Raw genomic sequence first — 13,933 nt, 5'->3', positions numbered from 1 at the left:
GGCGCTTATGTTTGATTACCTTATTGTTGCTGTATTGGTGTTGTGGAGTGCCATTGTTGTCTTTAAAAAGGTATTTCCTCAAACGTCCGCTTCAGTATTTCTTGCATTATCAATCCAGTGTCAACGCTTGGGTTGGCAGCGTTTGGCGTCATGGTTGAAGCCTAAACAGGCTGCCGGTTGTGGTGGCAATTGTGGCTGTTCTACTGATGATGCACCTACCCAAAAGTCCGCTCCGGTACAAACGGTGAAGTGGCGTTAATTTTTCTGTATAAAAAGCCATCGAATGATGGCTTTTTTACGCACTGACACAAAAAAAGTAGAATAAAAGTCAAACTGAAAAAGTATTCAAAACAGCAAAGTGCTAACATTTTTGCCATTCTGTCGATTGATAAATTGTGGGGCAAAAATGTTAATACAACGTGGTGGGTTAAAAGTTGTAGCAGGCTTGGGTATATCAGGTGTTTCTGCTGTAAATTTCCTGCATGAACAAGGCTACCAAGTTGCAGTAACGGATTCCCGCCCCACACCTCCCGGACATGATCAAATTCCTGCAGACGTGAAGACCAGTTTTGGTAAACTGGATCAAGAATTATTACTACAAGCAGAAGAAATTATTTTAAGCCCAGGCCTTGCACCACAATTACCAGAAATTCAGGCTGCTATTGCTAAAGGTATTTCTGTAGTAGGTGATATTCAGCTACTTCGCCGTGCAACTGATGTACCGATTGTTGCGATTACAGGCTCTAACGCGAAGAGTACTGTTACTACTTTAATGGGCTTAATGGCTAAAGATGCAGGTAAGAAAGTTGCCGTTGGTGGTAACCTTGGTCGCCCAGCTCTAGATTTACTTAAAGATCAACCAGAGTTATTGGTACTTGAGTTATCAAGCTTCCAGTTAGAAACCACATCTCACTTAAATGCTGAGGTAGCTGTGGTACTGAACATGAGTGAAGATCACTTAGATCGTCATGGCAATATGCTGGGGTATCACCAAGCAAAGCACCGTATTTTCCAAGGTGTCAAGAAAGTTGTATTTAACCGTGATGACGCTTTAAGCCGTCCTCTTGTACCTGATACAACGCCAATGCAAAGCTTTGGTCTAAATGCACCTGACTTAAACCAGTACGGCGTTTTAAGAGATGCTGACGGTACACTTTGGCTTGCTCGTGGCTTGCAGCGTTTAATTAAAAGCTCAGACTTATATATTCAAGGTATGCACAATGTAGCTAATGCTTTAGCGTGTTTAGCATTGGGTGAAGCAATTGGCTTACCTATGGAATCTATGCTTGAAACTTTAAAACACTTTAAAGGTTTAGAGCACCGCTGTGAGTATGTAAAGACCGTACATGATGTACGTTATTACAATGACTCAAAAGGAACCAATGTGGGCGCCACACTTGCAGCAATTGATGGTTTAGGTGCTGCGATTGAAGTGAAAAAAGGTAAAGTTGCCCTAATTTTAGGTGGGCAGGGTAAAGGTCAAGACTTTACTCCTTTACGTTCTTCTATCGAAAAGTATGCCAAAGTTGTGGTATTGATTGGTGAAGATGCGCCTGTCATCGAGCAGGCCATTCAAGGCGCAACTAAAATTTTACATGCGGCAACACTTAAAGAAGCTGTCGAGCTATGTCAACGTGAAACACAAGCTGAAGATGTGGTATTGCTATCACCAGCATGTGCGAGTTTTGATATGTTTAAAAGTTATAATGATCGTGGTCAGCAGTTTGTTGCCTGCGTCAATTCGTTGGTTTAAAGAAAATATGATTAGGAATGTAGTATGGCAGGCTTAGCTCAGACCACAATCCAGAAAATCAATCATTGGTATGAACGGATATTGCCGAAATGGCCAGCGGAAGTGACGCCACGTAATGTCTTGATTTTCTGTGTCGTTGCATTGTTATGTATCGGTTCGGTGATGGTAGCATCTGCTTCGATGCCTTATGCAGAATATATGCATGAGAACCCGTTTCACTATGTCATCCGCCATGCAATATCTATTGCGGTTGCTGGGGTCGTGGCGTATTTGACCTACCGAATCTCACTCAATACATGGTTTAAAAATACGTTTCCGCTGTGGTTGTTAACCATGGTTCTGTTACTTGCTGCTTTGGCGGTAGGTTCGGAAGTCAATGGTTCTACACGTTGGATTAAAATCGGTGGTTTTACCTTACAACCTACAGAGGTTGCCAAAGTCATGATGGCAATCTTTACGGCAGACTACGTGGTACGCCGTGCTAAAGAAGTTCGTACGCACTGGAAGGGTTTACTGCGTTTAAGTGGTGTGATGGCGATTACGGTCGGTTTAATTATTGCCGAGCCTGACTTGGGTGCGACGATTGTTATCGTCATGATGATGGTGGGTGTATTCTTTTTAGCTGGTGCGCCGCCAACACAGTTCTTAATTATGCTTGGTGCGATTGTCACTGGTATCGTGTTTTTGATCTTGTTTGAGCCTTACCGTTTCCAGCGTTTGATTTCGTTTACCGACCCATGGGCAGATCCATTAGGTGTGGGTTATCAGTTATCAAATGCACTCATGGCTTTTGGCCGTGGTGAATGGTTTGGAACAGGTTTAGGGCATAGTGTTCAAAAGCTATCTTATTTACCAGAAGCGCATACTGACTTTATGTTGGCCGTGTTAGGCGAAGAGTTTGGCTTCTTTGGTATTTCGATTGTCATTGGCTTATCTTTCTTGATGTTGGCTTGTTGTATCAAAATTGGACACCGTGCCTTGAAACATCATTATCTTCGCGCGGGCTATTTGGCTTACGGTATTAGTATTATTTTCTTACTCCAGATTTTGGTAAATGCGGGTATGAACATGGGCTTAATGCCAACCAAGGGTTTAACACTACCATTTATTAGTTATGGTGGTACGTCTTTAATGATGTGTGCAGCTATGATTAGCTTGATCTTAAAGATTGATGCGTCAACTCAAGAAGTAAACCCTGAAAGAGAAGAATCGAACTTCTAAACTATTTCAGTTGTTATGAAAAGCCCGATATCGAATCGGGCTTTTTTTATTTATAAATATATTCCGCCAAGCTCTTGTCCGTGAGGAATTAAATCTACATTCCACTGAGCTACAGCTTGCTTGAGCATCACTTCAGGGCGATCTAAATCAACCTTGGGTTGACCTAGGGCTTGTATGGCGTGTTGTAGTAATTGAGGAGCTTTAGTTAAATCGAGTGCTTGAGCAAGATTTTGTTTAGAAAGCTTTTGCCCCTGATCATTCATAGCCAGAGGAAGATGCATATAGCTTAGTTTAGGGTAACCGAGGAGCCGACCCAGCCAGATTTGGCGTTCAGTGTTATCTAAAAGGTCTGCACCACGAACAACGTGTGTAATACCTTGTAGATAATCATCCACGACAACAGCAAGTTGGTAGTTAATAATGCCATCACGGCGTTTAAGAACAAAGTCACCAAGGTCATGTTGTAGATTAGAACAATGAAGTCCTTGCAATCGATCATCGAAACAGATCTGCTGATCCTGAACTTTTACGCGAATCGCTTGATCTTGAAAATCGAGATGCAAATCACGGCAAGTACCTGCATAGATTGCATTTGAACCGAGCATTTTACGGGTACATTGACAGGCGTAAACTAAACCTTCTTTTTTAAGTTGGTCTAATACGCTTTCATAAATATTTAGGCGGTCTTTTTGAAAGATGATCTCTGCATCAGGATCGAACTGAAAAGCTTCAATTGATGCGAGTATATGGTCTTCACTACCAGGATAGATGCGCGGAATGTCAGTATCTTCAACACGAACAAACCATCGCCCTTTGTGAGCTCTAGCATCACAGTAACTGGCAACAGCAGTAATCAGTGATCCGAAATGTAAAGGGCCGGTTGGCGAGGGCGCAAACCGGCCTGAGTATGAGCAGCGATTAAGTGGAACATTGTTCCGCCGCTGCGCAAGAGAAAAGCTATGCTTTTCTGGCAAGCGATTTAACTGCTGCGCAAAAGTCGAGTCGAACTCGGCTAGAGAATTCTTAACCGTCACAATTAACCGTTATTTTGCTTCTCTTTAATTTCTGCCAAGGTTTTGCAGTCAATACATAACGTTGCAGTTGGACGCGCTTCTAAACGACGTAAGCCGATTTCGATACCACAAGTTTCACAGAAACCGTAGTCTTCGTTTTTAATCGCTTCAAGAGATTGTTCGATTTTACGAATTAATTTACGTTCACGGTCACGTGTACGTAATTCAATTGCAAATTCTTCTTCTTGGGTAGCACGGTCATTTACGTCTGGCAATGCAGTTGATTCATCTTGCATCGTATTTAAAGTACGATCAACTTCAGACATTAATTCAGCTTTCCATGCTTGCAGAATTTGTCGGAAATGCTCGAGCTGTCCTTCAGACATGTACTCTTCATTTTTCTTAGGTTGATAAGGTGCAATACCAAATAAACTTGCAGTTGAGCCTACGTCAGAAGTTTTAGGTTTCACTTTACGTGCACGTTTTGCAGAAGCTTTATCACCTTCTACTACAACTTCTGTATGTTCATCCAAAACTTGGTTGTGGTTGTCATTCGCCATAATAGGGCATTCCTCATCATACACGTATTATCTATACGCAAAAAATATGGTGATATGCAAGTGTTTTTATAGAAAACCATCGATGGATTTTTCCATCGGGTCGTCATCATATAGATTTTTCCTGCAAGATGATAGTCATTCTATCCCGTAAATAATTTCAAAACGTGTTTGCCCTAGTCATAATTCCTCATAGAGGTATTCAATTTAGGACTAATATCCTGAAATATCAGTGTTTATATGGGTTTCGAAATTTTCAAGTCGAAACACTTTTGTTTCAAAAGTACCATCATTATTCAGACGAATGTAACGGTAACCCGGTGCATTTTGATCGAGTGCAAAATCGTTACTAAACGGTTTAAATTGTACACTTGTGGAAGGTGTCGAGAAAAATTCGATACCTTGCCAAATATTAAGAGAGTCTTGATGTACGTGTCCACAAACTAAAGCCTTTACATTTTTAAATGGGCTTAACGTATCTAGCAGTGCATTTGAGTTTTGTAGCTTATGATGATCAATCCATTTTGATTTCATGGCAAATGGGTGATGATGGCAAGCCAGCAGAACTGGATGATCTGCAAATTGCTCAAGTAAGTTTTCTAAATTTTCTAATTGTTCCAATGACAAATGACCATCTACTTTTCCCTTTACGGCACTGTTGAGCATAATGATGCGCCAATTCCCTAAACCGACCACCACAGGTTCCTGATGATTTTCGTTATGCAGTGGAAAGTAGTCCACATTGTCATGATTACCGAGCGTGTGGAAAAAAGGCAAACCTAAGGTTTGCATAAAGCTGATATAACGCTTGTAGGTAATAGGGGTTGGGGCTTGTGCGAGGTCTCCGGTATGAATAATCGCGTCCGCTTCTGGATGTTGTTTCAATATCTGCTGGATAATGGCATGGAAACTTTCTTCAGGATTCATCCCCACAAATTCTAGCTGTGGATACTCCAATAAATGTGTATCGGTAATTTGTATGATGACATGATTTTTTTGTGAAAGTGTTGAGACTTGGAAAGTCACCGTCCTACCTCTTCGGATTTATTATCGTTTTGCTGTGTTGAGCCAGCCATTGTAATGCCATAATAACAGGGGCATTTCTTAAACGTCCGCTGTCGAGTAGTGTTTGAATTTCGCTATAACTAAACAAATGCAGCTGAATATTTTCACCCTCATCATCTACTCCAAAAACACCGCCTACAGCAGGTAAATTGGTTTCGGCGACATATAGATGAAATAATTCTGAACAGGCGCCTGCTGATGGGTAAAAACTAAATAGATGCTCTAAATCCTGAACTTCACAACCTGATTCTTCAAGGCTTTCACGGCGAATACAACTTTCTGGTGACTCATTGCCATCTAACACGCCTGCAATAATTTCGAGTTGCCACGGCGATTGAGAGTCATCTAAAGCACCAACACGAAACTGTTCAATTAGGGCAAACTGTTGTTTTTGGTCATTGTAGAGTAGGACACCAGCCGCTTCAGGTCGATGCACAAGTTCGCGCTGCAATACAGGAGTATATTCAGATTGATTAAATAGACGATGTCGAAGGCTGACTTTTTCAACTTGAATAAAACCACTGAACAGAGGTTCACGTGATGTTACTTCGACATCTTTAGATGTATAACTTGGATGCTCGACAATACTCATGATTCGATCAGGACGAAATCTATTTATTTCATCCTAACCGAGAATCATGGCTAGGCAAGTGTTTTTTTTGAATATTTACACTTTATGATACAGTTTTTGTCCTTGCTCTTGGTAAACCTCTTTCATTGCTTTGAGGCCTTCTTCAACCTCTGAATCGCTATTGGTGAGATTGTTGGCATAGTCACGTACATTCTGGGTGATTTTCATTGAACAGAATTTTGGACCACACATTGAGCAAAAGTGTGCAGATTTATGCGCTTCTTTTGGTAAAGTCTCGTCATGCATGCTGCGTGCTGTATCTGGATCTAGGCTTAGGTTGAACTGATCATCCCAACGGAATTCGAAACGTGCTTTAGACAAGGCATTATCACGAACCTGTGCACCCGGATGGCCTTTGGCAAGATCGGCTGCGTGTGCTGCAATCTTGTAGGTAATAATTCCGTCTTTTACATCTTTCTTGTTTGGCAAACCTAAATGCTCTTTTGGTGTCACATAACAAAGCATTGCTGTGCCATACCAACCAATCATAGCTGCGCCAATTGCAGAAGTAATGTGATCATAACCCGGAGCGATGTCTGTAGTTAAAGGCCCAAGTGTATAGAATGGTGCTTCTTTACATACCTCTAACTGCAAGTCCATGTTCTCTTTAATCATGTGCATTGGTACATGGCCCGGACCTTCAATCATGACCTGAACATCATGTTCCCATGCACGGTGTGTAAGCTCACCCAATGTTTTAAGTTCACTGAACTGCGCTTCGTCATTTGCATCTTGAATACAACCCGGACGTAAGCCATCGCCTAAGCTAAATGACACGTCATAGGCTTTCATAATTTCACAGATTTCGTCGAAGTGTGTGTATAAGAAGTTCTCTTCATGATGAGCGAGGCACCACTGCGCCATGATTGAACCACCACGAGACACAATACCCGTTAAACGGTTTGCTGTAAGTGGCACATAGCGAAGCAATACACCTGCGTGAATGGTGAAGTAATCAACGCCTTGCTCAGCTTGTTCAATCAGTGTGTCTTTGAAGATTTCCCAAGTTAGGTCTTCTGCAACACCATCCACTTTTTCAAGCGCTTGATAAATAGGTACGGTACCGATTGGAACAGGTGAGTTACGAATAATCCATTCACGTGTTTCATGAATATTTTTACCTGTAGACAAGTCCATAATAGTGTCAGCACCCCAACGGGTTGCCCATGTCATTTTCGCAACTTCTTCATCAATTGAAGAGCCAAGCGCTGAGTTACCAATATTGGCATTAATCTTAACCAAGAAATTACGGCCAATAATCATTGGCTCAAGTTCTGGGTGGTTAATGTTGGCAGGAATAATAGCGCGGCCTTCGGCAACTTCTTGGCGAACAAACTCAGGTGTAATTTCTTTTAAGTTTTTCGCACCAAAGTTTTGACCTGGGTGCTGGCGCATATCTACAGCTTCACATTGACGCTGATTTTCACGAATCGCAATATATTCCATTTCAGGCGTAATAATACCTTGCTTGGCATAGTGCATTTGAGTGACATTTTTGCCTGCTTTAGCGCGGCGTGGGTTTTGAATATGTGCAAAGCGAATATCAGCAGTACGAATATCTTTTAAACGCTCCTGACCAAACTTTGAAGTTAAACCCGAAAGTACGTCAGTATCGTTACGTTCTTCAATCCATTTTTGGCGAACTGAAGGTAAACCTTTGTTTAAATCAATTTGAACATTTGGGTCAGTATAAACACCTGAAGTGTCATATACCATAATAGGTGGGTTGTGCTCACCACCAAGGCCAGTTGGGGTGTCAGTTAAAGAAATTTCTCGCATTGGAACCTGAATATCAGGGCGAGAGCCTTCAATATAAACTTTTTTTGAAGCGGGTAAGATGCGGGTTAAATCTTTTGCATCTTGTTCATGTTGTGCTGAAATTTCAGCAGAAGAGAGATTCGTTAATTGGTTCATCACATGATCCTTATGAATAACATCAACGAATCAAGCACGACCAAAAACGATGGCGGATTTATCTTGAACTAGATAAATTGAGGGCTTTAAGTTTTCAGATGGCTTGATTCCTACGCAGGTCTTAACCTGATCAGGTTCAACGGTACTTGTGATCAAACTTGTGTTGCGATAACACGGAATTTACACAATCTCAGCGAGCTATTACTCGCGCTCCGTCAAGCGATTTAAAGACTAACATGTTTTAGGTTGGCTGGCATTGTCAATTTGTATCTATACAAACCGCATCCATGTGGCAGTCACGATAACTTTTGGTATTCCACGGTGACTCTAATTCTAATAATTGCTCAAGTTGTTCATGCACAATCTGGTAAGTTGATTTTTTTTGTCCATTTTCATCAATTAAATCTGTCTTGAATTGTTTATTACGCTCATCCACAGGAGTGGCAATAAACTTCAGAAATTGTTGAGCGGGTTTTGCTAAGCTGGATTGTTTTTGTGTAGATAAGAAACGAATTTGTTGTAGAGCATCTTTATCAATCCATGTGTTTGGAGCAAACTCATTGGATACAGGCGTATTATCTAGCCCAAAGAAAATAAAATATCGGTACTCATTAAATAATAATTTTACATCACTAATAAAATAACTCTTTGGATATTTTTGAATAAATTTTTCCCAAAATAATGCACGCTCAGTAAGCTCTTTCCATGAGATAGCCAACGCACCATCGTCATAGAAAATGTCTTTATTGTCTTTTGCCATGCGAGTTAAGAACTCTTTTTGGTCAGCGGGTAGGGCTTTAGCAAAAACATCAACTAAATAGTTTGGCTGACGGCGGTAAGTAAACATGCCCTCACCTTGATAGAGTAGCTCAATATAGGCTTGGCCCTCGTGTTGAATCAGATATTGATCACGAGTACTAAGCTGATCGAATAACTTTTTCTTGGTTTTCATTGTTTTTTTAGCATCTAATAGTTCTTGTTCTAAAATGGCATATCCAAAAGCTTCAAACGCTTTTGCTGTTTTTTCATTATGTTCTTGTTTTAGAAAACGCTGATACATAGCCGTCGATGCTTCAATTAGCTTAAGCTGTTCATTATTTTTTAAAGAGGGAACACAGGTTTTAAGTTTTTCATTAATTTGATTTAGGTCTTCTATTTTACTATTTTGATTAATTTTCTGCATAGCAGCCATAATTTGTAAGCAGCTACTGTCTCGCTGTTCGGTGGACTTTTGTGCAGTTGATTTTTGCTCTTTAGATACAGCCTGATCTTGCTCTGATGTTTTACTACATCCAGCTAAAAGTAGTGCACTGCACATACTCATCATTAGAATTTTTTTCATCTTTATATTTTTATCAAAATTAATATTGCTCAAATTATAACGCTTAAAAAGATTGCATCACTGTTAGAAATCTTTATTATTAGGTAGGTCGGTCTACTTAATTTAATACCATGAATGATAAAACAGCAAGACAGAAAATTCTCGATGCAGCAGCTACACTATTTTATAACGATGGTATTACTGCAACTGGCATTAACTCGGTTACGGCTAAAGCAGATGTAGCCAAGATGTCGCTTTACAATAATTTTTCTTCAAAAGGAGATCTTGTTGATGCCTACATTGCTGCACGACATCAAGAGTGGTTAGACCTTTATCAAAACCGTTTAGAAAAAACAAAAACAGCTAAAGAAGCTATTTTGGCCGTATTTGATGCCTATCAAGATCATGCCGAGTTTGCTTATGAAAAGGGTTTTAGGGGATGTGGACTTTTAAATGCTGCTGCTGAGTTTCCTGCAAATAGTGCAGGACGAAGTTCGGTAAGAAGGCATAAAGAAGAAGTTGAGGCTATTGTTGCTGAGCATTTAAAAAAATTAATACCAGACTCACAGCGTATTAGCTATATCGCCTCACAACTTTCTTTTCTTTTAGAAGGTTCTATGGCAAGAGCTGGTCTAGAAGGTAGTAGCCGTCAACTTCAATTAGCGAGGCAAATGGCAGAAGATATTTTAGATCGAGAATGCCAACATGATTAGCCTTATTAAAAATAGTAGTTATGGTGGCACAATTGCAATTTTAGTTGCCTCTGTTTTGTGGGGGACAACAGGAACTGCGGCAGCATTTGCCCCAACACTTGGACCACTGGCAATTGGTGCTGTAGCGATGGGCGGTGGAGGCCTTTTACAAGCTCTGGTTGCTTCACGAGCTATACGGGAAAACCGGCAATTTATTGGGCGTAATATTCCTATTATTCTTTTGGGCATTGCAGCAGTTGGGATATATCCCTTAGCTTTTTATTCTTCTATGCATTATGCCGGAATTACAATTGGTACAGTGGTTTCAATTGGTTCGGCTCCACTCATTGCAGCAGTTTTAGAGCGATTCTTTGACCGTAAAGTTTTATCTAAAACATGGTTCCTGAGTTTTGTGTTTGGTGTTATGGGAGTAAGTTTATTATCTATGGGTGAAAGCCACACAGCACAAGAGAGCACAAATGAATGGAATAAAATCTTTGGTATTTTTCTTGGGCTGGTAGCGGGAGCAACATATTCACTTTATTCATGGGCTGCAAAAAGATTAATAGACCGAGGTATTGTTGCTAAAGCTGCAATGGGCATGATTATGGGTGGCGGAGCAGTTATTTTACTTCCTACTTTGTTGCTTACAGGGGGCGGTTTATTAGAGAGCTCAACAAATTTACTTGTGGCTGGCTATATGATGCTAATTCCTATGTTCCTCGGTTATTTACTTTTCGGCTTTGGGCTAAAGACTGTAAATGCGAGCAAAGCGACTACGTTAACTTTATCTGAGCCTTTAGTTGCTGCGATTTTTGCGATTGTGTTGGTGGGTGAACATGTATCATGGGGGGGCTGGCTAGGCATGTTTTTGATTTTCATTTGTATTTTGATGTTATCAAAGCCTGAAAATACATAAAAATGAAAACTTTTACTGGCTTGAGTTTAAATCAAATTTTTCTTAGTCTTAAAGCCAAGTTTTATCGTTGATTTAGACAATGAAAATAAAATTAATGCTTGTGGCGAGTTTATGGAGTTTTGCATCGCCGAGTTTTGCTTTAGATTTAGTTGAAACTTATGAGCGCGCAAAGCAAAATGATCCGACATGGCAAGCGAATCAACAACAATTTGAAGCAGATCAGCTCAATTTAGGCTTAGCAACTGGTGCTTTATTGCCTACAGTCACCTTATCTGGAAAGATTAATCGTAATAGCCAAACCGTAAAGCGTTCAAATTTTCCCGGTGTTGATCAAGAGGGACTGTCCGATGCTTTGGTAAGTAATACATCAACAACCAAACAAGCAACTTTATCTGCTCGTCAGCCTCTTTTTCGTATGGATGCATGGGAAGGTTATAAACAGGTTAAAACCTCGGTTGCTCTTAGTGAAATTACTTTACGCTTGCAAAAACAAGATCATGTTTTAAACGTGGCAGAAGCCTATTTTAATGTACTACGTCAGCAGGCACTTACCGCTGCATATTTACAAGAAGAAAAGGCTTTACTTGAACAACTCAATATGATGAATGCCAAGCTTAAAGAAGGTTTGGTGGCACGTAGTGATGTAAGTGAAGCAAATGCTCAATATCAAAGTGCCAGAGCCAACCGTATTGCGACCAATGTACAGATTCTATTAGCTCAAGAGCAACTGTCGGAATATATTGGTCCTTATCAAGATAAGCTTGCAGTACTGCGAAGTGATTTTACTTTTCAAAAACCTTATCCAGCCCAGCTTGATGATTGGTTAAGTTTAGCCCAACAACAAAATTTAAAGATTCAGCAAGCGCGTTTACAACGACGATATGCTGAAGATCAACGCCGTGTGGAAAAAGCTGCACTTTATCCACAGATAGACGCAGTTGCGAGCTATGGTTATACCAAACAAACCCCAGAAACGCTGATTTCGACTGATGGGAAGTTTGATCAGGTAGGGGTAGAGATGAACTGGAATCTATTTAATGGAGGTCAGACCCGAACCTCTATTAAAAAAGCCAGTGTAGAGTTAAATAAAGCGCAAGCCCAACTCGATGCGGCCATTCGCCGTGCCAATGTCGATGTAAAAAGTGCTTTTATGCAGGTAGATACCGACCGGGCAAAACTTGAAGCAAGAAAGGCGGCAATGGACTCTTCGGCACTTGTTTCTCAAGCTTCAAAAGCCAGTTATAACGAAGGCTTAAAAAGTATGGTTGATGTTTTATTGGCGCAGCGTAATGCTTTTTCTGCAAAACAGGATTATCTTAATGCTCAATATGACTATTTATTAAATGTACTGCGTTTAAAAGCTGCTGTAGGCCAGTTAGGTGAAAAAGATCTGGTCGAATTAAACAGCTGGTTAACGTATCAGTAATAAAAAAATGCTTTTATCTGAAATTTAATTTTGTCATAAAAATTTAATGATTGATGTGTTTTAATGCTCAATCATTTTATCCCTGCGCCATCATGTTGGAGGCTTCCCTTGAGTCCGAGTAATCCGGTGTTAAGCCATCATATTTCTTCTCAATTTAATGAAGATTTGCAAGATGTGAACACAAAGTTTATGACCATGGGTGGCTTGGTCGAACAACAGGTTGCCAATGCATTTCATTCTTTGCTTGATACAGATGCAAACTTAGCAATTGATGTTCAATTTAAAGATAATGCAGTCAATCAATATGAGCGTGATATTGATGAAGGTCTGACACTGATTTTGGCGCGTCGCCATCCAGCAGCGATTGACTTGCGTATGGTGATTGCGATGAGCAAAGCCAATACCGACCTTGAGCGTATTGGTGACGAAGCTGCAAAAATTGCCCGTATTGCACAAAATCTATGTGAAGAGGGTGGATCCCCTCGTGGTTACATGGAACCCCGCCATATTGGTAACCAAGTACGTGTCATGATTCATGATGCCCTAGATGCTTTTGCGCGTTTAGATGCCGATCAGGCATTACGTGTACTTTTAGCCGATGCTGACATTGACCGTGAATATCAGTCAGCAACACGTACTTTAATGACTTATATGATTGAAGACCCGCGTCATATTGCACGTGTAATTAACGTGATGTGGGTTTTACGTTCTTTAGAGCGTATTGGTGACCATGCTCGTAACATTGCTGAACAAGTGATTTACATGGCAAAAGGTTTTGATGCTCGCCATACCAAAATTGAAGAAATTGAAGCAAAAGTTCACGAAAAGTAATACTTGAGTTGAAGTATCGAAAGGCCTTGTTTGAAACAAGGCTTTTTTATTTGTTTAAAACAATAGATAAAAAAATGTCCCGAACTTTGGGGGGAAGTTCAGGACAGAAAATCAAGTGCATTAAGAGAAAACACGACAGGGATCGTGTCTTACTTGCTATGAAGTGATATTAAGGTGTGAGCCAATTTATGTCATGTAGAGTCCTGTGCGCTCTATGTAAGGCTTTATATGTTTGTGTAAGTTTCACGTAAAAAAAGGCAGGTCTATGTATATAAACCCGCCTTTTTAATGATGATGAGCTTAGAAAAAACGAATTATTCTGGCTTCCAACCTTCTGCTTTTTCAACGCTTTCATCATTATTGAAGAACTTCTCACGTTGTTCTTCAAGGAATTTTTTCGCTTCTGGATCAAACACGTTTAAACGCTTTTCATTAATTAGCGTAGTTTGGTGTTGTAGCCATTCTTGCCATGCTTGCTTAGAAACATTTTCAAAAAATTCTTGGCCTTTAGCACCCGGAAACGGAGCAAAGTCTAATCCTTCCATTTCCTTTTGATATTTACGGCAAAATACTTGTCGACTCATTTTGTA

General features: G+C 40.3%; 14 protein-coding genes and 1 riboswitch. Of the genes, 7 read left to right on the top strand and 7 right to left on the bottom strand.

The window, feature by feature from the left end; all coding sequences use genetic code 11:
• The first annotated feature begins 7 nt into the window (after positions 1 to 7).
• The 3 genes from J582_RS10025 to ftsW all read left to right on the top strand — a co-directional run bounded on the left by J582_RS10025 (position 8) and on the right by ftsW (position 2,974).
• On the top strand, positions 8 to 259 hold the full coding sequence (locus tag J582_RS10025) for a DUF6587 family protein (protein WP_002053159.1): 252 nt from the start codon (positions 8 to 10) through the stop codon (positions 257 to 259).
• 147 nt (positions 260 to 406) lie between these two features.
• Complete coding sequence (gene murD / locus J582_RS10020) at positions 407 to 1,753, top strand: UDP-N-acetylmuramoyl-L-alanine--D-glutamate ligase (protein ID WP_016803682.1); 1,347 nt, start codon at positions 407 to 409, stop codon at positions 1,751 to 1,753.
• A gap of 24 nt (positions 1,754 to 1,777) precedes the next feature.
• Entirely contained in the window at positions 1,778 to 2,974 is a 1,197-nt protein-coding gene (gene ftsW / locus J582_RS10015) for a putative lipid II flippase FtsW (protein ID WP_004710933.1), read from the top strand.
• 50 nt (positions 2,975 to 3,024) lie between these two features.
• Here the strand turns inward: ftsW and gluQRS are convergent, their stop codons facing one another.
• The 6 genes from gluQRS to J582_RS09985 all read right to left on the bottom strand — a co-directional run bounded on the left by gluQRS (position 3,025) and on the right by J582_RS09985 (position 9,496).
• A complete protein-coding gene (gluQRS, locus tag J582_RS10010) occupies positions 3,025 to 4,008 on the bottom strand; it encodes a tRNA glutamyl-Q(34) synthetase GluQRS (protein WP_081404866.1) in 984 nt (327 codons plus the stop codon).
• A 2-nt stretch (positions 4,009 to 4,010) separates the two neighbouring features.
• Positions 4,011 to 4,547, bottom strand: coding sequence for an RNA polymerase-binding protein DksA (gene dksA, locus J582_RS10005; protein WP_001262524.1), 537 nt, complete (start codon positions 4,545 to 4,547; stop codon positions 4,011 to 4,013).
• A 210-nt stretch (positions 4,548 to 4,757) separates the two neighbouring features.
• Entirely contained in the window at positions 4,758 to 5,570 is an 813-nt protein-coding gene (gene cpdA, locus J582_RS10000) for a 3',5'-cyclic-AMP phosphodiesterase (protein WP_031952226.1), read from the bottom strand.
• Positions 5,571 to 5,574: 4 nt separating this feature from the next.
• Positions 5,575 to 6,201, bottom strand: coding sequence for an NUDIX domain-containing protein (locus J582_RS09995; protein WP_031952228.1), 627 nt, complete (start codon positions 6,199 to 6,201; stop codon positions 5,575 to 5,577).
• Between the two features lie 75 nt (positions 6,202 to 6,276).
• On the bottom strand, positions 6,277 to 8,154 hold the full coding sequence (gene thiC / locus J582_RS09990) for a phosphomethylpyrimidine synthase ThiC (protein WP_031982167.1): 1,878 nt from the start codon (positions 8,152 to 8,154) through the stop codon (positions 6,277 to 6,279).
• Positions 8,155 to 8,244: 90 nt separating this feature from the next.
• A riboswitch (TPP riboswitch) is annotated at positions 8,245 to 8,379 on the bottom strand.
• Between the two features lie 34 nt (positions 8,380 to 8,413).
• Positions 8,414 to 9,496 (bottom strand): hypothetical protein, encoded by a 1,083-nt coding sequence (locus J582_RS09985; protein WP_200003969.1) that lies wholly within the window; start codon positions 9,494 to 9,496, stop codon positions 8,414 to 8,416.
• A 110-nt stretch (positions 9,497 to 9,606) separates the two neighbouring features.
• Here J582_RS09985 and J582_RS09980 point away from each other — a divergent pair, with 110 nt between their 5' ends.
• The 4 genes from J582_RS09980 (at position 9,607) to phoU (ending at position 13,343) form a co-directional block, all read left to right on the top strand.
• Entirely contained in the window at positions 9,607 to 10,188 is a 582-nt protein-coding gene (locus J582_RS09980) for a TetR/AcrR family transcriptional regulator (RefSeq protein ID WP_016803685.1), read from the top strand.
• Complete coding sequence (locus J582_RS09975) at positions 10,181 to 11,086, top strand: DMT family transporter (protein WP_031982162.1); 906 nt, start codon at positions 10,181 to 10,183, stop codon at positions 11,084 to 11,086. Before J582_RS09980 ends, J582_RS09975 begins: the two co-directional genes overlap by 8 nt.
• Before the next feature lie 94 nt (positions 11,087 to 11,180).
• Positions 11,181 to 12,512: a TolC family outer membrane protein gene (locus tag J582_RS09970; RefSeq protein WP_081404865.1), complete on the top strand. Its 1,332-nt coding sequence runs from the start codon at positions 11,181 to 11,183 to the stop codon at positions 12,510 to 12,512.
• Positions 12,513 to 12,620: 108 nt separating this feature from the next.
• Complete coding sequence (gene phoU, locus J582_RS09965; RefSeq protein WP_032047819.1) at positions 12,621 to 13,343, top strand: phosphate signaling complex protein PhoU; 723 nt, start codon at positions 12,621 to 12,623, stop codon at positions 13,341 to 13,343.
• A 314-nt stretch (positions 13,344 to 13,657) separates the two neighbouring features.
• Here the strand turns inward: phoU and J582_RS09960 are convergent, their stop codons facing one another.
• Positions 13,658 to 13,927 carry an oxidative damage protection protein gene (locus tag J582_RS09960; RefSeq protein WP_002053140.1) on the bottom strand — a complete coding sequence of 90 codons (270 nt, stop codon included), beginning with the start codon at positions 13,925 to 13,927 and terminating at the stop codon, positions 13,658 to 13,660.
• Positions 13,928 to 13,933: the final 6 nt, after the last annotated feature.

Source organism: Acinetobacter sp. 1566109, from assembly GCF_000582255.1.
In the GTDB taxonomy this organism is placed as follows: domain Bacteria; phylum Pseudomonadota; class Gammaproteobacteria; order Pseudomonadales; family Moraxellaceae; genus Acinetobacter; species Acinetobacter nosocomialis.
Note: the sequence above shows the minus strand (reverse complement) of the source record. Positions and strands in the feature narration are given on the sequence as shown.

What these genes read in the sequence shown, in the direction of transcription:
- J582_RS10025 (WP_002053159.1), top strand. Translation starts at nt 8, where the DNA reads ATGTTTGATTACCTTATTGTTGCTGTATTGGTGTTGTGGAGTGCCATT.
- murD (WP_016803682.1), top strand. Translation starts at nt 407, where the DNA reads ATGTTAATACAACGTGGTGGGTTAAAAGTTGTAGCAGGCTTGGGTATA.
- ftsW (WP_004710933.1), top strand. Translation starts at nt 1,778, where the DNA reads ATGGCAGGCTTAGCTCAGACCACAATCCAGAAAATCAATCATTGGTAT.
- dksA (WP_001262524.1), bottom strand. Translation starts at nt 4,547, where the DNA reads ATGGCGAATGACAACCACAACCAAGTTTTGGATGAACATACAGAAGTT.
- J582_RS09995 (WP_031952228.1), bottom strand. Translation starts at nt 6,201, where the DNA reads ATGAGTATTGTCGAGCATCCAAGTTATACATCTAAAGATGTCGAAGTA.
- thiC (WP_031982167.1), bottom strand. Translation starts at nt 8,154, where the DNA reads ATGAACCAATTAACGAATCTCTCTTCTGCTGAAATTTCAGCACAACAT.
- J582_RS09985 (WP_200003969.1), bottom strand. Translation starts at nt 9,496, where the DNA reads ATGAAAAAAATTCTAATGATGAGTATGTGCAGTGCACTACTTTTAGCT.
- J582_RS09980 (WP_016803685.1), top strand. Translation starts at nt 9,607, where the DNA reads ATGAATGATAAAACAGCAAGACAGAAAATTCTCGATGCAGCAGCTACA.
- J582_RS09975 (WP_031982162.1), top strand. Translation starts at nt 10,181, where the DNA reads ATGATTAGCCTTATTAAAAATAGTAGTTATGGTGGCACAATTGCAATT.
- J582_RS09970 (WP_081404865.1), top strand. Translation starts at nt 11,181, where the DNA reads ATGCTTGTGGCGAGTTTATGGAGTTTTGCATCGCCGAGTTTTGCTTTA.
- J582_RS09960 (WP_002053140.1), bottom strand. Translation starts at nt 13,927, where the DNA reads ATGAGTCGACAAGTATTTTGCCGTAAATATCAAAAGGAAATGGAAGGA.